The 19,036-nt window shown below is 57.5% G+C and carries 20 protein-coding genes and 3 pseudogenes; 11 read left to right on the plus strand and 12 right to left on the minus strand.

The genetic code is table 11. The annotated features are described in order from the left end of the window. Positions 1-628: 628 nt before the first annotated feature. Together NHF53_RS23710 and NHF53_RS23715 are read left to right on the plus strand one after the other, a co-directional pair. Positions 629-910, plus strand: coding sequence for a type II toxin-antitoxin system RelB/DinJ family antitoxin (locus NHF53_RS23710; protein ID WP_252836410.1), 282 nt, complete (start codon positions 629-631; stop codon positions 908-910). Beyond that, positions 900-1,235 carry a type II toxin-antitoxin system YafQ family toxin gene (locus NHF53_RS23715; protein ID WP_252836411.1) on the plus strand — a complete coding sequence of 112 codons (336 nt, stop codon included), beginning with the start codon at positions 900-902 and terminating at the stop codon, positions 1,233-1,235. Before NHF53_RS23710 ends, NHF53_RS23715 begins: the two co-directional genes overlap by 11 nt. Before the next feature lie 65 nt (positions 1,236-1,300). Here NHF53_RS23715 and NHF53_RS23720 read toward each other — a convergent pair whose 3' ends face one another. Beyond that, a complete protein-coding gene (locus NHF53_RS23720; RefSeq protein ID WP_252836412.1) occupies positions 1,301-1,888 on the minus strand; it encodes a recombinase family protein in 588 nt (195 codons plus the stop codon). A 673-nt stretch (positions 1,889-2,561) separates the two neighbouring features. Continuing rightward, positions 2,562-3,425, minus strand: coding sequence for an IS21-like element helper ATPase IstB (gene istB / locus NHF53_RS23725; protein WP_252836413.1), 864 nt, complete (start codon positions 3,423-3,425; stop codon positions 2,562-2,564). 48 nt (positions 3,426-3,473) lie between these two features. On the opposite strand from istB, the pseudogene NHF53_RS23730 reads away from it, so the two are divergent. After that, positions 3,474-3,653 (plus strand): annotated as a pseudogene (locus NHF53_RS23730) (IS701 family transposase); the annotation flags it as partial. Positions 3,654-3,833: 180 nt separating this feature from the next. Here the strand turns inward: NHF53_RS23730 and NHF53_RS23735 are convergent. Beyond that, complete coding sequence (locus NHF53_RS23735; protein ID WP_252836414.1) at positions 3,834-4,469, minus strand: hypothetical protein; 636 nt, start codon at positions 4,467-4,469, stop codon at positions 3,834-3,836. A 359-nt stretch (positions 4,470-4,828) separates the two neighbouring features. On the opposite strand from NHF53_RS23735, the gene NHF53_RS23740 reads away from it, so the two are divergent. Next, positions 4,829-5,251, plus strand: coding sequence for a BspC domain-containing protein (locus NHF53_RS23740; RefSeq protein WP_252836376.1), 423 nt, complete (start codon positions 4,829-4,831; stop codon positions 5,249-5,251). Here the strand turns inward: NHF53_RS23740 and NHF53_RS23745 are convergent, their stop codons facing one another. The 7 genes from NHF53_RS23745 to glf form a co-directional block, all read right to left on the minus strand. Next, complete coding sequence (locus tag NHF53_RS23745) at positions 5,252-5,824, minus strand: cytochrome b (protein ID WP_252836415.1); 573 nt, start codon at positions 5,822-5,824, stop codon at positions 5,252-5,254. It abuts the gene before it with no gap. A 39-nt stretch (positions 5,825-5,863) separates the two neighbouring features. Beyond that, positions 5,864-6,013, minus strand: a complete 150-nt coding sequence (locus NHF53_RS23750) for a hypothetical protein (protein ID WP_252836416.1) — start codon at positions 6,011-6,013, stop codon at positions 5,864-5,866. A gap of 67 nt (positions 6,014-6,080) precedes the next feature. Then, on the minus strand, positions 6,081-7,853 hold the full coding sequence (locus tag NHF53_RS23755; protein WP_252836417.1) for an ABC transporter ATP-binding protein: 1,773 nt from the start codon (positions 7,851-7,853) through the stop codon (positions 6,081-6,083). A gap of 82 nt (positions 7,854-7,935) precedes the next feature. Continuing rightward, on the minus strand, positions 7,936-8,847 hold the full coding sequence (locus NHF53_RS23760; protein WP_252836418.1) for a hypothetical protein: 912 nt from the start codon (positions 8,845-8,847) through the stop codon (positions 7,936-7,938). Further along, entirely contained in the window at positions 8,844-9,620 is a 777-nt protein-coding gene (locus NHF53_RS23765; protein WP_252836419.1) for a glycosyltransferase family 25 protein, read from the minus strand. The genes NHF53_RS23760 and NHF53_RS23765 overlap by 4 nt, the downstream gene beginning before the upstream one ends. A 106-nt stretch (positions 9,621-9,726) precedes the next feature. Next, positions 9,727-11,409: a glycosyltransferase gene (locus NHF53_RS23770; RefSeq protein WP_252836420.1), complete on the minus strand. Its 1,683-nt coding sequence runs from the start codon at positions 11,407-11,409 to the stop codon at positions 9,727-9,729. Between the two features lie 150 nt (positions 11,410-11,559). Next, entirely contained in the window at positions 11,560-12,708 is a 1,149-nt protein-coding gene (gene glf, locus NHF53_RS23775) for a UDP-galactopyranose mutase (protein ID WP_252836439.1), read from the minus strand. 505 nt (positions 12,709-13,213) lie between these two features. Here glf and NHF53_RS23780 point away from each other — a divergent pair. Further along, complete coding sequence (locus tag NHF53_RS23780; protein WP_252836421.1) at positions 13,214-13,468, plus strand: GlsB/YeaQ/YmgE family stress response membrane protein; 255 nt, start codon at positions 13,214-13,216, stop codon at positions 13,466-13,468. Between the two features lie 23 nt (positions 13,469-13,491). On the opposite strand, the gene NHF53_RS23785 is transcribed toward NHF53_RS23780, so the two are convergent. After that, positions 13,492-13,845, minus strand: coding sequence for a MarR family transcriptional regulator (locus NHF53_RS23785; RefSeq protein ID WP_252836422.1), 354 nt, complete (start codon positions 13,843-13,845; stop codon positions 13,492-13,494). Between the two features lie 189 nt (positions 13,846-14,034). Here NHF53_RS23785 and NHF53_RS23790 point away from each other — a divergent pair, with 189 nt between their 5' ends. From NHF53_RS23790 to NHF53_RS23810, 5 genes and pseudogenes are all read left to right on the plus strand, one after another. Next, positions 14,035-14,442 carry a hypothetical protein gene (locus NHF53_RS23790; protein WP_252836423.1) on the plus strand — a complete coding sequence of 136 codons (408 nt, stop codon included), beginning with the start codon at positions 14,035-14,037 and terminating at the stop codon, positions 14,440-14,442. Positions 14,443-14,580: 138 nt separating this feature from the next. Then, a complete protein-coding gene (locus NHF53_RS23795; protein WP_252836424.1) occupies positions 14,581-15,348 on the plus strand; it encodes a hypothetical protein in 768 nt (255 codons plus the stop codon). Positions 15,349-15,373: 25 nt separating this feature from the next. Beyond that, positions 15,374-15,730: pseudogene (locus NHF53_RS23800) on the plus strand (L,D-transpeptidase); the annotation flags it as partial. A gap of 126 nt (positions 15,731-15,856) precedes the next feature. Further along, positions 15,857-16,033, plus strand: coding sequence for a YegP family protein (locus tag NHF53_RS23805; RefSeq protein ID WP_252836425.1), 177 nt, complete (start codon positions 15,857-15,859; stop codon positions 16,031-16,033). A 662-nt stretch (positions 16,034-16,695) separates the two neighbouring features. After that, positions 16,696-16,836: pseudogene (locus NHF53_RS23810) on the plus strand (AAA family ATPase); the annotation flags it as partial. Positions 16,837-16,970: 134 nt separating this feature from the next. Here NHF53_RS23810 and NHF53_RS23815 read toward each other — a convergent pair. Next, on the minus strand, positions 16,971-17,963 hold the full coding sequence (locus NHF53_RS23815) for a DAPG hydrolase family protein (protein WP_252836426.1): 993 nt from the start codon (positions 17,961-17,963) through the stop codon (positions 16,971-16,973). Positions 17,964-18,024: 61 nt separating this feature from the next. On the opposite strand from NHF53_RS23815, the gene NHF53_RS23820 reads away from it, so the two are divergent. Next, a complete protein-coding gene (locus NHF53_RS23820; RefSeq protein WP_252836427.1) occupies positions 18,025-18,984 on the plus strand; it encodes a LysR family transcriptional regulator in 960 nt (319 codons plus the stop codon). Positions 18,985-19,036: the final 52 nt, after the last annotated feature.

Below are 19,036 nucleotides of genomic sequence, written 5' to 3' on the forward strand. Positions count from 1 at the left end.
GATCCAATCATCAGCCTGCCGGCCGCAAGCTGACACTCATCCGGCCCTACCAGATGAGCCGTGGTCGTCTAAGCTACACCACGCGCTGGGACACGATCCGCCGACAGGGTCCCGAACGCCTGTGGATCAATGTCGAGCCTCTCCAGGAGCTCGATTTGCTTTGATCTGGTCTCCCGCTCCGGCAGAGGTGTTTTCCTGATGGATCTCGCAAGGTTCGAGGAAACGGTCGGTGCTGGCGGGGACATGTCAGACCGTCCTGGCCGTCTGCGCATTGCCCCGCCCGCGCGGCGGGTTTTGGCGGTCAGACCCGCTCTCCGGCTCCTCGCGAGATTATGCTCCGGAGGTAACGGCTCTGTTCGGTTCGCGAAGCGGGTTCGCGCAGGATTTTCTCAGCTTCTCTCTTCGAGGCACCGCGGAGCATTAAATTGCGCTGCATCGACCTTTTCGGCAGGAAGACTCAGCGCTATTCCGATCGGCGCGCACCGCGCGTTAAGCGGAAGGATCCGGCTTGAATAGCCAACGAGTCTATGAGGTAATTATCCAGTGACTCACCTCGCTCGGTCCATCGCGCATTTTGAATATGATGCTCAATTGGGCTGCAAAGCACCAATCTGGATGGAGACAGGAAATGGCTGCAAACGCATATGTGCGCGCTCGTATTGAACCTTCAGTGAAGGATGCCGCCGCCGTGGTACTCGATAGTCTGGGACTCACCACTTCGGACTTTATTCGTATCGTACTGACCAGGATCGCTTGGGACAAAGCTCTCCCCGTCGAATTGACTCGGCCGAATGCCAAAACGATCGCTGCTATGGAGGAAGCAAGAGCGATCAAGGCCGGACACGGCAAGCACTTTGACACCGCCGAAGAGTTGTTTGAATCATTTGAGGGGCACAAGATTGTCAAGTGATAAGAAGCGAGCGAAGCCCGCTTCGGGTAAGCGGGCTTCGCTGCCACGGCAATCAAGTCATACCAAACAGTTTCAAAAGGATTGGGAACGCCTTTCCAGATCGGGCCGGTATGACATGGTTGCCCTGAAGAAGGTTCCAGGTGCGATCGTCGACAACGTTGGACCTCTGCCCGCGGAACTGAAAGACCACGAACTGACGGGCGATTGGAAAGATCATCGAGAATGTCATATCGGCGGTGATGTCCTCCTCATCTACACCGTAGAGGAAAAGAAGAATCTGGTTGTGTTCGTGGCCGCCGGCACACACGCTGACCTCTTTGAGTGAAGCATTCGTTCGATCGCCGATATCGGCCCCGTGGGGCTTCGGCGGCGACGGGAGCGCGCTCTAATTCAATTGTTTGCGGTTTTTTCTCTGTTCCAATGCCTCATCCCGCAAATGTACCGCTGCAACGTGCGCTGAGACACGTTCAATCTTTTCGCCTCTTCCGTAAGGCTGGCTTCCCGGTGACGAATAGCCCAGAGGGCGTCGCGCACCTGCTGATCGGTCAATGCTCTTGGGCGACCGAGATGCGCGCCGCGTGACTTGGCTGCGGACAGGCCAGCTTTTGTCCGTTCACTGATGATTGCTCTTTCGAACTCTGCCAGCGAGGCCATCAGATGAAACATCAGCCGCCCGCCGGGTGACCGGGTATCTATGTTCTCCATCACAGATTGAAAGTTCACCTCCCGTCTGCCGAGGTGATCAATCAACTGTACGAGGCCCGACAAGGAACGACCGAGGCGGTCGAGTCGCCATACGACCAGGGTTCCCCCGGGTGCAAGGCTCTGGAGCGCGGTATCGAGGCCCGTGCGATCGAAATGACAGCCGGATTGCCCGTGATCATGGTATATTCGGTTGCACCCCGCCTTTTCCAGTGCCTGAAGCTGAAGATCGAGCTTCTGTTCTTCGGTTGAAACGCGAGCGTATCCGACGATCATATGCGACACCAAATGACACATATTACACAGGGGGTGAATGCGGCCGGCCTCGACCCGTCGAGACCAGAAACGGTGGGGAATTCTTTCTTCGGGAGACCCGGAGGTCAGTCTCCGGTTAGGTAGGTCGGGTGGGTTTTCGACTCTGGATGGTCATCGCCGTGCGATCTTGTGCGAGTCTGGCTCTAAGCAGGATCTCTATCGAATTCATGTACGTATTATTCCTGACAATGAAGCTTCCTAGCGTTCGCAACTCCCGCCGGCCAACGCCGGGCGGAACTTATCCCAGCATCATCAGGCACGCCGCAGAGTCTTCAGACCAAATGGCCACCAGGGGCTGCCGAACTTCAAATATCTTGCATGCTGGTATTTTGTGACAACGTGGGACATTTCTTGTCAAGTCACGCTACGTTGATCTTTTGAATCCCGGGTGGTAATCTCGAACTTGTGATCGACCTGGTCGGCAAACACATAGATTTGCATGGCCTCTTTTCGCCCGGCTTGATTGAGAGTATTCCAAGTGAGAGTGCCGAAACGAGGTCGCTCCTCCAATCGACCATGATGTCAAAGGTCTGGAGTTGGCGCCTATACCGCGTGCCTGGCGCGGCGATTATCCTCAGGGGCTCGTGGCTGTTTCGAAGCACCGGGGGCTGGATTGTTGCATAGGCAGCATTTTTCACAATCGCGATTGCATATCTGGGCGTTCGCCAGCGTTACGGACAGGTGCCTCTTGAGGGCCCTCGGTGAGACGCTGGGGTCCTTTGCGTCCGAGCACGTGGTGTGATTTCGGAGGCGCATTGAGGTGGATACGGCGGTTGAGAAGGCGCTTTTCGCGGAGGCGGTCGCTATCGCCCCGGATGGTGATCACTGTCGAATGGTGAAGCAGGCGATCGAGGATTGCCGTGGCAACGACGGGGTCGCCGAAGACGCCGCCCCACTCTCCCACAGAGCGGCTGGAGGTGATCAAGATCGAGCCCCTTTTCATTCGCCGGGACCCCAGTTGGAAGAAGAGGTGAGCGGCGTTGGCCTCGAAGGGAAGATAGCCCAGTTCGTCGATGATCAGCAGTTTCGGCCGCGACAGGATCGTCAACTGCTTGTCGAGCGTGCCGTCGCTATGGGCCTTGGCCAGCATCGCCACCAGCGTCGCCGCCGTGACGAACTGCACGTTGTAATTCTGACGGATCGCCTCGCGGCCAAGGCTCACGGCCAGATGGGTCTTTCCCGTTCCGGGCGGGCCGAGGAACAGGACCGTGTCGCCGTGCGCGATCCAACGACACGTCGCCAGCTCCCCGATCTGGCCCGGATCCAGCGACGGCTGCGCCTCGAAGTCGAAGCCGTCCAGTTCACGCACGAAGGGGAACTGCGCCAGCTTGCTTGACATTGAGATGCGCCGCTCGTCGCGCCGGGCGATCTCGCGCGACACCAGGAAGGCCAAAGCCTCGCGCAGAGTCATCTTCGAACGGGCCGCCTCGTCCAGCAGCGTGTCGAGCTGGTCGCGGATCGCCGTCAGCTTCAGCCGATCGAGGGTCGCGATCAGCACATCGTGCCCCCTTTAATGTTCAGGGGCCAAGATCGACTTGCGAGCAGGGTTTGCGAGCAGGCCCATCAGCAAATGAAGGAAGAACTCGGCCTCGGTCATTTTGAAGTCCGATCATGGCAGGGGCTGCACCGGCACGCACTGATGACGATGATTGCCTATGCCTTCCTGCAACATCAACGCCTACACAAGGCAAAGGGGGAAAAAAAGGAAGAGACACGGCCCACCTAAACCGACGCTGCCAGCCATTCGGCGTGCCGTCATAGCCGCGCTCTCAAACCACCATCCTCCACGACGATGTCCACACTGCCGTATCAGGTTCCAAATGACCCAAAATTCGATTCTGCCAAAGTAGTGCCAGTAGATGCCTGAGTGAAAAAGTATCGCGTTAACGGTGAATAGTTCTGCCGGCTAGAAGCCCCGTCGAACCGAACGTGGCGCACGCAACATAGGAAAGAGCTCCTGGCCGCTGTCTAGAATAATCGGCTGACCGAATGGCTTTCCTCCGATGTTCCTTTCGTAAAACACCTTTAGCTGCGTAGTAGTCGCCTCACCATAGACAGACAAATCTTCCCGGTCCCATATTTCCGTCAGGCGGTCGAGGAGCGCCAGTCCGGCGCGGCCCCGACGTTCCGGTCGGGAGGCAAAAAAAAGCAAATAGAAGTGCCTTGGATGGCGCGGATGTCTCTCCGACAGGGCGTTCATTCCTTTGACAACAGTAGCGGCATCCTGGCCACAGGTCGCATGGACTCTCTCGTTGTCCGCCGCGATCTTTTCCGGAGTCAAATCAATGGCGTCAGGTGAGAAATGCACAGCCACGCCAGCATAGTCGCCGAGGTTCTTTCCAGCAATTAGCATCTGTCCGCCCTCGGAATATATCGAAAAATAGACAGGCAGAAAGCGTGCGCGACGACCGGGATCGGGAAACATATACACCATGAAAGGATCATCGAAGAAGCCGCCGGCCAACGCATCGCACCCCAAATCGAAATCCGCTGGATCTGCTTCACGTACATTGATTGTTTCAACAAAATTCGCATTGCTCATGGACATCTCTCAAATAGCAGGAAACACCACCATGGACTGCATAAGCGAGTAACGTGACGAGCAACGTCTGCCTTTCGAAATAGGGCGCTATTTGTCAAGAAAGTGCGACTAACTGGCTCGTTGGATTGTCTTTCAGCCACCAGGAGTTGACGTGCTCTCAGTTGGCAAAGCCTGATCTCGTCGGCTCGGCCGAGGCATCGGCGCACAGAGACCTGCCTCTCAGGTGGCCGGAACTGTGGTCTTTAGAGAAAGTGCTCTGAGCCCAAACCTTGGACCGCCGGGAATTAGAGTTTTCCGGCTCTGGCACAGTCCGGTCGAAGTCAAATATTGTCCGAAATCCGGACGTCAGGAGCAAAGCAATGAAATCCATGAGATTGTTGATGATCACCGCAATCGCGCTCGCGAGTGTTTCCGGGCCGTCCCGGGCCGAGGCTCCTCCCAGGAAATCCGCCGACTACAAGGGCAATTACCGGACGCTCGTGAAAGATCAGCACGCGTCGCCGCAGATCGCCGACTGTATCGCCACCGGCCACGATCTCGTCAAGAAGAGCAGAGCATTTGACCGTCTCGGCTTCACCGACAGCGACGTCAAAGGAACGAAGGTCAAGCGCCAGACCGGTACGTTCAGCCCGGCGGATCGATCGGTCGTCTCTACGATAGTCTCGGTTCCGGGGCAGGCGCGAATGCGTTCCGGGTCGGTCGACTGGACCGACATCACGCTGCGTTGCGGCTTCAGGAAGGATAGTCTGCGCGCAATCGAGATCAAACCGAAGGCACGTTAATCAGAGCATGCGGCGAAGGACGTCCTTCTCTTCTCCTTTGTCCATCACCCGATGCTTCACCGAACCTGCCAGGTGGAGAATGATGCAAGCGAGCAGGAAAAAGGCAGTGTATTTGTGCAACGTCTGAAACACGACAAAGGCTGTGTCATTCTTGGGAAGCAGTTCCGGGAGATGCGGAATGAAGAAGAACGGGATCCCATCGCTCTGCGAAAAGCTGCTTGAAAGCGAATAACCGAGCACCGGCACGAGGAGCGTCGACAGTATCAGCAGCCGGTGAACGGCGTGCGACAGGACTTTTTCCCACCGTTCAAGGGCTGGAGGCGTGGACGGCATCGTCTTCCGGTATTGCCAGCGCAACGCGAGATGAACGAGTGCCAACATCCAGACCAGAACGCCGAACTGCTTGTGATTGGGATACAAGAACGACGATGTTGCCACGTCGCTTTCCGGCAATCCCGTCATATACCATCCGGATCCTATAAGACCCAGGATCAGGAGGGCCCGCAGCCAGTGCAGGCCGCGGATGGGCAACGGGTAGCGCATTGCAGGGCTTTCTCTCTTCGGGTTCGGCATCAGAAGGTTCTCCAAGATCGGTATATGTTCAACGGTGGATCATTTCGGCGGATGTTGGTCCGACCTGCGCGGCCGGTGCTTGCCGCCGCGCCGGGTGTCGACGACGACGCTCTTCTTGCTGTTCATGGCGACGCCGACAGCGTCATGGCGTGTCGCGGCAAAGAAGTCCCTCGAGGTTGAGGAGGTCATCGCGACCCCGTGTTCCTCGGATCGTTGTCTCCATCGGGATGCGATGCGGGCGGTGCCATTACGGTCGTCACGACACGCGGGACGCGACTGCGCTATCCTCGAACACCTCTTCGCTGACCACTCCCGGCAGCAGTTGCAGCTCGTAGAGGCGCCGATAGGAACCCTCCCGTGACAACAGAACCGATTGCGAACCTTGCTCGACAACCCGGCCCGCATCAAGAACAACGACACGGTCGGCGCGGGCAATTGTCGACAATCTGTGCGCAATGATGATCGTCGTGCGGCCTCGCATGATTCCTGTCAGTGACTCGCGGATCTGTACTTCTGATTCCGAATCGAGAGCGCTCGTGGCTTCGTCGAGGATCAATATCTGTGCGTTTCTGAGTATTGCGCGGGCGATTGCCAGTCGCTGCTTCTGCCCGCCGGACAGGTTGCCCCCGTTTTCGCCGACGTCTGTTTCGTAGCCCTGTGGCAGGCGCTGAATGAACTCGTGCGCATTTGCGACTTTCGCTGCCTCGATGATCTCCGCTTCCGTCGCTCCTGTTCTCCCAACCGCAATGTTGCTGCGAATGGAGCCGGCGAAGAGAAAGATATCCTGCCCGACATAGGACATTCCGGCCCTGAGGCTTTCAAAGGATGCTTGTCTGATGTCGATTCCGTCGATTCGAACGCTGCCGTGCTGCGGATCGTATAGCCGCATGAGCAGATTGACGATCGTCGACTTTCCACTGCCGGACGGTCCGACCACCGCCGTGGTCTTTCCACCTTCGAACCTGACGTTGACGTTACGAAGAACGGGGACATCGCCGGCATAGGCGAAGTCCACATCCTCGAACACCACCTCGCCTCGACCGAGCGCTAGAGATACGGGGTTCTCCGCTTCGTTCAACGTGATTGGTGCATCGAGGATTTCAAACATCATGCGCACACCGACGACACCGGCTTCCATCATGATGCGGGTGCGCGCCAGTCTCTTGGCGGGCTCGTAGGCAAGCAAGAGCGCCGTCGTGAACGACATGAGGTCGCCGGGCGTCTTGCCTCCTTCGATGACGGCATATCCCGAAAGCGCGATCACCGCGGCGATGGCAAAACCCGAGAGCGTCTCCATGATCGGGCCGGTGGCGGATTCGAGCTTGGCGATACTATTGGCTCGCACTTCCACGTCCGACACTGCATTTGCCATTCGGCCCTGCATCATGCTCTCGAGCGAGAAGGCCTTGATGACCCTCAGGCCTACGCTCGTCTCCTGGACGAGGCCAATGATCTGGCTGATCGACGCGAGTTCGGCCTGCATGACCCTTCTTGCCTTCTTGAGAATCAGGCGAACCGACAGGATCGCTGCGGGTCCGACAATCATGGCGACGCAGGTCAATGTGACGTTCTGCACGAACATGACCGTAATCAGCCCGAGCAACGAAAAGAGGTCACGAACAAAGGAGGTGACGATCGTGTCTATGACGGCACGCGCGGCTTGCGCATTATGTGTGACACGCACCAGAAGCTCGGAGGACGGCATCTGGCTGAAATAGGATACGCCTTGCCTCAAAAGCCGTTCGTATATCTTGTTTTGCTGTTCCGCGACAATGCTGTTGCCGGCTTTGCTGAGGTAATAGGACTGAACGAAGGTCGCTACGCCCTTGACGGCGAAGATGCCGGCGACCGTCGTTGCGATCGTCAGCACGACCGAGAAATCTCGTTTGAGGTAAACGCTGTCGACGATATCCCGCATGATCCAGGCCGACAGCGATGTCATCAACGCCACGACCAGCATGGCGAGGATCGAGACTAAATAGAAGGACGCATGTCTTCGGAAATTCTCCCGAAAGAGCCGTGCCAGCATCTCTCGGTCTCCCGGGGTCATGAACCCCGGGGCGAAGCGGGTTCGGGTTTTCTTTCGGTTTCGTCTTGTCTGCGTCACGGCTTCAGCCTCTTTCGGACGGGAGGACCGACAAGTCGCACTTGCGATTGAGTTGCCGTCGCACAAGCTGGTGAATTCGTCCAAGACCGTAGCGCCGGCCTCGCGGCGGAATCCTGAGCACGAGTTTCAGATGTCCCCAGACCATGGGCCAGCAGACCCGGCGCAAGCCGAATACATTTCGCCCGGTTATGGTTCTCAGCCCGTAGACGAGGGGGGTGACGGGTTCGGTTATTCCGAAGACGGCGTCGAGCTTGGCCTGCTCCTCCTTCGGCGACAGTCCCCGCTCCGACATTTTCGACAGGAGAACTTGGCCGACCGGCCTCGTATGCCTGACCTGAACGGCATCGATGATCGCGGCCCCTCTTTCTCCGGTCGCCGGAAGTCGGCACCAGATGTAGTCAAGCCCGAAGCCGCTCATGCTTTCTTTGAAATGAGGGAGTACGGCGAGAAGAAGGTCGCGGGCGAGACACGGGACCATGATCTCGATGTAGTTGCTCCATCGCACCTTGATGCCGGGGCAGTTCACGAATATGAAATGGGTGAAATAGCTGTCCGCCGTAAGTGAAGGTTGCCCGACGGAAAGCTCATACCTCCGCATCAGTTCGAAGAGGGTATTGACCGATTGAGCCGAGGTCTCGATGTCATCATCCGGCAACCAGACGAAGTCGTAGCTCTTCAATGCATCGCCGATCCAGGCAAGCGTTTGATAGAGCCCCTCCCATTTGCCGCCGGGGCAAAAGTGAGCCCACACGCCGTCCTCAACCACGTGACGGGAATAGGCGTCCCGGCTGTAATAGCTCACGACCACATCGAAGTCGCGAACGCCATAGGAGAAGCCGAGCCATTCCTGGTGGAGTGAGCCGTCGCCCGCCCTGACCAGCACGAGATTCTTCCTCTGTGGGGACAAGGGTTTCATTGGTGCGCAGCATTCCTATGGGCGTCTCGCTTGCCGTGGGTCGCCAAATGAAACCGAAACGCGGATGATCGAAACTGGAACTGGTAACGCAGGTTGGCGACAAACCTTCGCACCGCGGATGTCGGCTTCGTTGCCTCGCGTCCGGCAAGAATGGTGCTGCGGGGCAGGGGGACGTCGTCACCAACCAGCGGTGGATCTACACCGTAGACTGCGATCCCGTGCTCCCAGACGTGTTTCATGTCGGTGTCGACAGGCCTGCAGAACCTGCTTCGCGCCATCAGCATGCGCTCCGCCGCTTGCGGACCAATGATGTAGCCCGTCGTATGTGGACTGATGACCCGGAATTCCCGGATGGCATGACCAACGAAGCTGTGAAGCGGTTCACCGTCGAACCGCAGGTTCCTCGATGCCGAGATCTTGATGATGGCATTGCCAAGAAGCCCCTCGGGAATTGAGTCGATGAACGTCCTGGTCTGCCTGTGCCAGACGAAATCATCCTCCAGGATCAGTGCCGGCAAATTCGCCCTCACGACCTTCATCCACAAGAGACGATGGCTCAGATAACAGCCGATTTCCTCGCAAGACAGCGGTCGCTTGAATTTCCGCCTGTTCTCGACATCGCTGTAGAGGTGCAGATACCGTGCAACGATTTCCTCGGTACGGCCATTTACCGCATCGAAGAAACTGAACTCTATATTCGCTCCATCGAGCTGCCGTCGGCACTGACTGCGCCTCGGCGAGCCGGGTAGGCTTATGACGTAAGTCCTTATCATCTTGCCTCGACTAACGGATTTGCGGGGGATGGCATGAGGCGTCCGACCTCGGGGTACGCGGAAAGAGCATCGCGGCGCGACCGCCGTTTCGGCCCGATGATGATCATCATTGTGGAGACACCAGTGAGACGTCGAGTTGCCGCGCTTGGTGGCTGGTTCTGGCGTCCCGTCCATAGATGTCGGCCCAGAAGGCTTCGCTGGCCATGTTCGGCACTGCCTTCGCATAGGCCACCGAGATTTTCTGATAGTTGCGGAGGAAGAATATCGAAGCCACGATGAACTTGAACAGGATGGCGCGGGCGCGCGCACCGTCGTACTGCGCGATGTATCCAGCGTCTCTCTCGGGAACGAAATACAGGATCTTCCGCGAACGAAATATTTCTTCAGGATTTCCGTGAAAAGCCTTGTGTTGATAAACGATAGTGTCGCGGAGGATGAATCTCGGGACGATGAGACCCTTCAGCAGGAGTCCATAAAGCACTCTGTCCAATAGCTTTTTCCGAACACCGGAGGGAAACCTGATACTCTCTGCCGTCAGATCTTCCCTGGGCGTGAGCACCTCACGCGGCGTCAGACTTAGGATTCTGTTTCTGACCTGATGGAGATCGATATTATCCAACCAGAAGTCGGGTCCTGAGCAGAAGTCCAGCATGGCCATGACGACGGAGTCGGCCGATGCGTAGTTGTAAGATTGTATCTGCCTCTTCAGCGTTCGTAGCACGCTCCTGATTATCGTTCCCGGGCGATAGCCTTTCATCACAAGTTGCAGGAACATGGTGCTCCTGACATCGAGATAGATCGGTAAGGGTCCGCTCTTGACGGAGAAATCCTCGCCCCAGCAACCGATGCCGTTCATCGTCAGTATGCGGAAACCGTTCATAAGGGAGAACGTGATGTCGTCTCCGCGAACGAAGAAGGGAAACGGGTAACGTTCGACGTCGGAAATACGGAAGCCGAAAAACCACCATGCGCCGTAGTTGGGAAGCTCTACCGAGCTTTCGGCGAGCAGGAGTTCGTGGACGTTTCGCATGTCGAGTCCCGCCTTCAGCGGCCTGCAAAGCCCGCCGAAGACGGCACCCTTCTCGATCAGGCGATAAGGTTCGTTTTCTCGCAGCAGGCTCCCCGCTACGGCGAACTTGTCGCCTGCCGAATACGACATGAGCGTGAACGTCCGGCGCAATGCTTCCAGCTCGCAGCTCGCATCGTCATCCATGAACAGGCAATGGGTGAAGTCGCCTCGTTGCTTCAGATGCATGAGGCCGCGGGCGAAACCGCCGGAACCGCCGAAGTTCTCGTTGGGTAGGCAGGTTATGCCTTCCGTTTCTCGAGGGGTGAGGTTTCGGGAATTGTCGACGACGACGAGCTCGATCTTGCCGGCATAGCACGGATCCCGAAGCAATTCGTCCCGAATCCGCTTGATGGCGGGGACGACGAAACTCTTGCGGTTGAAATGTGTAATGACGACACCGAGCCTGACCTCCGATGCCGGCGGGGTTTCGGTAAAGAAGCGGGCAGCGGACAACGTGCATTCCGTGACGGCACGAACTGTGACGTAGAGCATTCCGCCCGAAAGCTCGTTCCATGCCTCCACGGGAACGATGACTTCCTTGTTGTCGCTTAGATGGACTTCGTCTTCCGACAGCAGCCTGTGCGGCAGATTCAGCCGGTGCAACTGGAGGCTTACCAGCGCTTTCCCTGTGCCCGAGAGTGCCAGCCCCAGATCGTTCAGGGGGCAGGTCGTCTTCCACGGGCGGATCGTCAACCCGTTGAAGAAGGTATCGAAACGCACTCTCTCGCCTTTCGGAAGACGAAATGTCTGGTCTGCCGGCCTGTACAGCACGCGGTGGCTGTCGGTCCGGAAATACATGTCCTCCGTGCCGAACTGGTTCATATCGGGGAAGACGAAAGACTGAACGGTGTGACGCACCAAGACCTCCGATCAGGCGAATGCGGCGGAGAGAAGGGGCTGTCCCTTCAGCGTGGGGGCAATGGTCGTCTCATAGTCTTTCAGCGCGGCACCAATTGCCTGATGCATGTCGAGATATCGGTAGGCGCCAAGCCGGCCGCCGAAGAAGACGTTTCTTTCGGCACGTGCGCGCGCCTTGTAGAGCGCATAGATGGCTTTGTCTCGCGGGGTATCGATTGGATAGAACGGCTCGTCCGTGCGCTTGGCGAAGCGAGAGTATTCGCGGGCGATGACGGTCTTTTCCCTTGAATATGTCCGTTCCGGGTTGAAGTGCCGAAACTCGATAATGCGCGTGAAAGGTGTGTCTTGGTCCGCATAGTTTATGACCGACGTCCCTTGAAAATCCCCCGTACTCATGACTTCCTTTTGGAAATCCAGAGTGCGCCATCCGAGCTCTCCCTCGGCATAGTTGAAATACCGGTCGATCGGACCGGTATAAATGACGACGACGCCGCTCGGAATCGAGGACCTCAGATCAAAGAAGTCGACGCCCAGCTCCACTCGTATGTTTGGGAGGCTCAGCATCCTTTCAAAAATGGCCGTGTAGCCGTCCACCGGCATGCCTTCATATTTGTCGTTGAAATAGCGGTTGTCGAAGTTGTAGCGGACCGGGAGCCGCGCGATGGTGCTTTCCGGGAGATCGCGAGGATCTGTCTGCCACTGCTTGGCCGAATAGCCGTGGATGAATGCCTCATAGAGAGGACGACCTATCAGCGAGATCGCCTTCTCTTCGAGATTCCGAGGTTCGCGCCCCGCCAACTCCGCGGCCTGTTCGGCGATCAGTGCTCTGGCCTCGTCGGGAGAGAAGTGATTGCCGAAGAACTGACATATCGTCGCGAGATTGATCGGCATGGGAAAGACCCGCCCCCGGACATTCGAAAACACGCGGTGTTGATAGGAGGTGAAGGCGCTGAAGCGGTTGAGATAGGTCCAGACCGTGTCGTTTGGCGTGTGAAAGATGTGCGCGCCGTAACGATGCACCTCTATTCCCGTCTCGGGGTCCGTTTCACTGTAGGCGTTGCCGCCGATATGGGTGCGTTGATCAATGACGAGGACCTTCTTGCCCAATCCGCGGGCGACCCGCTCTGCAATCGTGGCACCGTAGAATCCCGCTCCTACCACCAGGAGATCGATGTCCCGCAGATCAATGGGATGCGACAATTTCTCAACTCCCCTCTATCGAACGTGCGCAGCCGCGCATCATCGGATGGCACACTGATAGCGTGTGTTTTAATATTCCGATAACAGAATGTGAAGCATGTGCCAAGGGGGCGACGCTATGTTGCATCCGCTCGAGAGGAGCATTCGAGTGCAGGCGCCTCGGCAAACGGTTCGCGACGTGATCGCTCGTGCGAAGGCGGTGGCGTTCTTGGCTACGGTAGGCCCGGTCGCTTCTGGGGCGATCCGTCAACGGTGAAGGGGATCCGTCGACCACCTGATTCCCGCGGATCGGTCTGCCGGCTTGGGCAATTGAAGAACGGTGCAGTCCGCCGCAGCTCGGGTCGGCGGTGCGGCCGTCGATTTTGCGAACGGAGGCCGGTCAATTATTCCGCTGCGAGCAGCCTACTTGCTCTTCCATGCGACTTTGATATTCTGTTTTCGGTTTTTCAAAAGGGAGCAAAGCACTATGTCTGTAGAAAGCCTGGTGATTTTTCTGGTTGTCGGACTCATTGCAGGTTGGCTTGCCGGCCAAGTCGTCCGCGGAGGCGGTTTCGGACTTATCGGGGATATTGTCGTCGGAATCGTCGGGGCTTTTCTGGCTGGGCTTTTGCTGCCCGCTGCCGGTTTGAGTCTCGGCGGCGGTATTCTCGGTAGCATCATTGCCGCAACGCTCGGAGCAATTGTCCTTTTGCTCCTGCTGCGCTTGGTAAAGCGAGCGTAGAGCAGGTTGAAGGCGGGCCCTGCTTACTTCTCCGGCCTCGTTGCCTTTCCCTTCGTCTCTGCGAGTTCACGATCGATGACAAATCTCTTTGCGCGACCTCTTCCCTGGGTATTGCGTACGGTTTCCTCGACCAGCAATCCGCGACGGACAAGCGGTTCCATCAACACAAAAGCCGCCTGGCGACTAAGGCCGGTGATTTTGATGATGTTTGTCACCGTCGGATCAATGTCGTTCGCTCTCATGTAGTCGAGGATCGCCATCAACCCAATCTGCTTGACGCGACCAGCGGCCGTCTCGTCGTCAAGAGATTCGCTGAGGACCTGCTGTATGACCGCCTCCGAAAATTCGGCCGACTTCTTGTCTTTATCCCGTGGCATGATTTCGACGTTCCCTCAGTGTCGTCTGACTATATCGTCTCCGAGCCCGCCGGCAAAGGTCCTTCCTCTGTTCTCGGTAAGCCATGGAAACTGTTCCCGCCGGCGTGGGCCTCCTCGCTTCGAGGCGTGGTTTGACACGAGCTCTCCGTTGCCAAAGAACCTCAACCAGACACGACGTAGGTGGTCTTCATGCGGCTCGTTACCATAAACCTGGCGCTCGCTCGTCGCCTTCAGGCGATCGAAGACACGGACGAAGCGCGTCGAATATTCGAAGACGTCTTCCGCGCTTGTGTCCGACAGACGGATGCCGAGCTCTTCGCTTATCTTGGCGACGTCCTGATCGAAGAATCGTTGAAGATGGGGCGGATGCCGGAACGCTTCGAATTCGAGCAGAATATCGATCGGTTGGACAATAGCTCTTCCATGGCCGAGCGCGAAGGTCGAGACGAAGAGGCCGCAGCCTATTTTTCGTTGGCACGCCTCATGTCCGCGCTGTTTTTCGCCCGACAGGCAACGGTACCAGCTGACTACGCCGAGGCGGTCTACGAGGCCATCATGTCGCTGCCTGAACCGCAGACATTCGTCCTCGGCAAGTGACGTGTGCGCCAAGCCGTCAGGCGACCCGGTACGGCTCCGCCGACGATTCATGGCAATACCATTGTCGCTCTCGTCGCGACGAGGAAATCTCTCAGGGGATTGCCGCAGGCTCGCTGGAAATTTCGCAGGAGATCTAGTTTGCTGCCGCAAATACACGCGATTTGGATAGGTCACCGGCTGGGGCCGGTCCACGCCTCTTGCCTGAGTTCGTTCAGGCGTTTCGGACATCAAGTCTTCCTTCACTGCTACCGCCCCCCGGAGGACCTTCCGGAAGGAGTCCAGGTCTTCGATGCGAACCGGATCATGAAACCGGAGGAGATTACCCGATTCAAGGGGACAGGTAGTCCCTCTCTCGGCACGAATACTTACCGCTACCGACTGCTACGCGAGGGGTTGGGGATATACGTCGATACCGATGTCTTTTGTCTCCACCCGATTGATGACGAAGACTACATTATGGGTTTCGAGGAGACACACAGGATAAACGGCGCAATCCTCAAGCTTCCTGCCGAGTGTGCGATGCTAACGGATTTGCTGAAGGCAGCGGAGGATCCATACTTCGTCCCACCATGGCAGGGGAAAGGCAGGCGCGTTAAGGATCGTGTTCGAAGGTTTCTCCGCATTCCTCGGCACGTATCGACTCGTCCGTGGGGCGTCTACGGTCCCGATCTTATAACCTATTTCGCCCGCAAGCACGGGTTGACGGCGCACGCAAAGCCCATCGATATCTTCTACCCTGTGCATTACAACCAAACATCCTTGTTGTTTCAGAAAGGTCTCTGCCTCAACGACTTGATTACCCCACGGACCAAGGCTGTCCATCTCTACAACAATTCGTTCGGCGGTCGAGAGGAGACGGAGGGGGGGACCCCGCTGCACGAAATCGTCATGAAGGCATGCGGCTAGCGACTGAGGAAATCGACAAACGGCGGGTCGCGCCGTTCGCTATGGCGTCGGGGTCGGCAAGGACGGCTTCCGTTGGTCGGGACGGGCGGTCATTCAATACAAGAAGAAATGGCCGACTTGGACGCCACCTGAGGAAATGCTTCAGCGCCGGCCGCACCTTGTTCAGTATCGTTCGGGAATGGCGCCGGGCCTGACGAACCCACTGGGAGCCCGTGCCCTCTATATCTTCAAGGATGGCGTCGATATGCTGTTTCGAATTCACGGCTCACCCGAGTGGTGGACGATCGGCCAGGCAATGTCCTCGGGCTGCATGATGCTGAACCAAGACATCATCGACCTCTATCAGCGGTCGAAGCCCGCAGTGCCGATCCTCGTCGGCTAGTCAGCTGCAAAAGACGCCCGCGACAGGATTGAACTCCTGGTGGTGATATGCCGCATGCGCCCTTGTCGGTGGATGTCCGGATTGGTAAATAGTGCAGTGTATCGAGTTTTAAATCAGGATCGTCCAATGGCCCACAAGTTCGAAATATTCAAGGATAAAGTTGGCGAGTATCGGGTTCGCTTCCAGTACAACGGTGAGGTGATTTTTGCGACGGAGGGCTATAAGAACAAAGCCGGTGCATTGAACGCCATCGAATCGGTCAAAAAAAACGCGCCGGCCGCCCCGACCGAAGACAACAGCTGACACCAGGTTTTCCGTAAGTCCGGTGATTGTGCTGGTCGGGAGCGCATACGAGCGCTCCCTGTGTCTCAAGATATTGAAACAGGTCTGGTCGTGCCGTGTATCGGTCGGGGAGGAGATCGAGCGACGCGCACTGGCCGAAGGCGCAAGGATCTCACGGATTCGGTACTCAGGCCGTCTCCTGCTTTGACATCTTCGTCGCGGAAGGGACGACGGGCCGGACTTCGTCTGCCCGATTGCCTTCGGTAGCTCCCGCTCGGCGGCGTCTTATCTCGATCCGGTTTTGCCCGGTGGACAACATCGCACTGCGACCGGTTGTCACCGGATCGCACACGCCGAGAGGGAGAGGATAGCCCCTGAAGTCGCGGGATGGCGCGCTCTGGGACTGATCGAGATTCGCCGGATCCAGATCATGGCGGAACGGCAAGAATATTTGAGGAGATGGGGGCATCGTTCGAAACGTCTGCAATGCTTGTGGGCGTTCGGATCGTGCGGGATGACGAACTTGCGGTGCGATCGGAGGGAGCGGCCGCAGCGGCCTCCATGCCCATTCTTGTCGTCCGAAGAGCATCGCCGGCATATTCCTTATGCGATGGTGCTGTCGATCGCCGTGCGCCTGATTGTCCCGGTCCGCCGGTCGTGCGCCGATGAGCGCGTTCAACGCACGCCGCATCAAGGCGGCCAGATTCCCGGTCGTCAAAAGCCTAGGCCGCTTCGACTTCGCCGCCATACCGAAGCTCAACAAGATGCAGGTATTGGAGCGTGCGCGCTGCGAATGGATCGAGCGCCGGGAAACCGTCATTGCCGGGTCATAATCAGGTGACGTACGGCGCGATCCCACCGTCGCGTCGTGCCAATCGGCGACGCCCCGGGGAAGGCGCCCGTTCCCTCCTCGGAGAGTCTCTCGTCTTGAAGGGAACCGATCGAGGGCGCCTGGATGTCAGCTGAAGTCTCTGTAAAGCGCTGGCAAGACGCGTGCGAGATGGTTGAATTCGGTGAGGTCGTGAACCGACATCTCGTAGGCTGTCATTTCCGCAACTTCGGCGTTGAAGCCGATTTGCCTCAACATTCCCGGGGCCTTTTCGGCGTTGCGGAAGCGCGCCATGTCCGGGTGGGCGCCGATCCAGTAACGGCTGAACAGTTCCAGGCCGGCCGGCGTATCGCGGGCCAAGTGTACCATCAGCGTGAACGGGATATCTGGAGCTGGTGTCGCATAGCACACGCCGCTCGCGCTTGCCGTGAAACCCAGCTTGCGCAATTTGTCGCCATCGAACCCAAGCAGCGATGGATCGGTGAAGTGGATGATGGCATCCAGCCTCGAAGGTCCGATCCATTCCTGGATGCGGTTCGGATTTCCATAGAGGCGCTCTTCATAGCTGAGCGACGGATTGGCCAGCCGCGAGGGATCTTCCACCGAATTGTCGATATGTGCCTGTGGGAACCAGAGCATGTAGCGCTCTTTCTCGATGGGATGCCAGGTAAACCACCACTTGAACATATCCGTCGTCACGCCCGGCATGAACATATGGCTCTGCGCATAGGCCATCTGATCTCCGAGAACCGCATAGCCATGTTCAGCAGTCTTGTATTCAGGATCGATCAGGACATTGAGGTTTTCGGCGCTGGGCGTCAAAGTCCGTGAGGAGTCGAGCGGGCCGGATTGGATAGCCTTGGCCGCTTCGGACGGCACGGAAAGATCGGCATCGAGGTGGGACGCATACGGCGACGAGCGCACTGCCTTTTCGTTCTCTGCATAGAGTTTCTGCGACACCAGCGGGAGGTAGGTGACTGCACTCCATTCCCCATATGCATCGCCAGGCTGTTGCGGGAACGTTGCACTTCGTACGGCCGTTCCTCCACCCAAGGCAATCCCCGCTCCGGCGAGTGCAAGCGACGAACCCCTGATAAGGGACCGACGATTCATGCTAACCATTGTTTTTCTCCAAACTTGATATTCCATTCAGCATAGATGTTCGCCAAAATCATGCAAATCGATGAAAGCAATTGAGATTATCGACATGATTGATATGGAGAAGTTCGACTTGAACCTGCTCTTGGCTCTCGATGCTCTTCTGGAGGAGAAAAGCGTCTCGCGAGCGGCCAAAAGAATGGGCCTGGGCCAGCCCGCCATGAGCTACAACCTGGCACGGCTACGCAAGCTTCTCGGCGATGAATTGCTGGTGCGCTTCCAGGGCGGCATGGTACCAACGGCGAAAGCGGAAGGCATGCGGCCTCAGTTGAGACAGATTCTGGATCAGATCCGCAATTTTGTCGGTGAGGAAGCGGTGTTCTCACCGGCGGAAGCGCAACTCGAATTCAGGTTGGGCGTCACGGACAGCGCGGAAGCCATTCTGGTTCCATCCGTCATCGCCGCACTTGTGGATCAGGCTCCGGGTATCAAGCTGCGCCTGATCCCGCTCAACGGCGGCCATGCGGAGGAAGGGCTCGATTCTGGCGAGTGTGATCTTGCCGTGGGAGTCTTTTCAGGAGGTCGTAACCACCACAAGCTGCGGGTTATTTACAGGGAGGATTTCTGCACCATCTATAACCCGGAGCTCATCCGGATTTCTGGCGAACTAACGCTTGACGATTTTGGTAGCAACCCGCTGCTGGTGATCGACGGCAACGGGAGCGATGAGCTTCTGACGGCACTCCAGAACAGGGGAATCATCCCACACGTCGCGGCGCATACGCCCCATCTGCTTGCAGCGCCTCTCATCGTGCATCGTGCTCCGTTGTTGGCAACCATTCACGCGCAGGTCGCCAAACTCTTCGCCAACAGTCACAACCTCGCTGTGATGCCGGTTCCTGTCGACTTGAAAATGGATCAGGCCCGGCTGGTTCTGATGTGGCACGCCGCAAATGACAACGTCGCCGCCCACCGATGGATGCGCGAACTTGTCGCCGCAACTCTCCAAAAGATGAGGCAGTCGACCTTGCCTGCCTCAAAGTGATCCGTTTGGACGGAGAGCTGCGGTTGGCATGTTCCGTTCAGAGGCTATCTCG

The organism is Ciceribacter sp. RN22 (assembly GCF_024054295.1).
Classification (GTDB): domain Bacteria; phylum Pseudomonadota; class Alphaproteobacteria; order Rhizobiales; family Rhizobiaceae; genus Allorhizobium; species Allorhizobium lividum.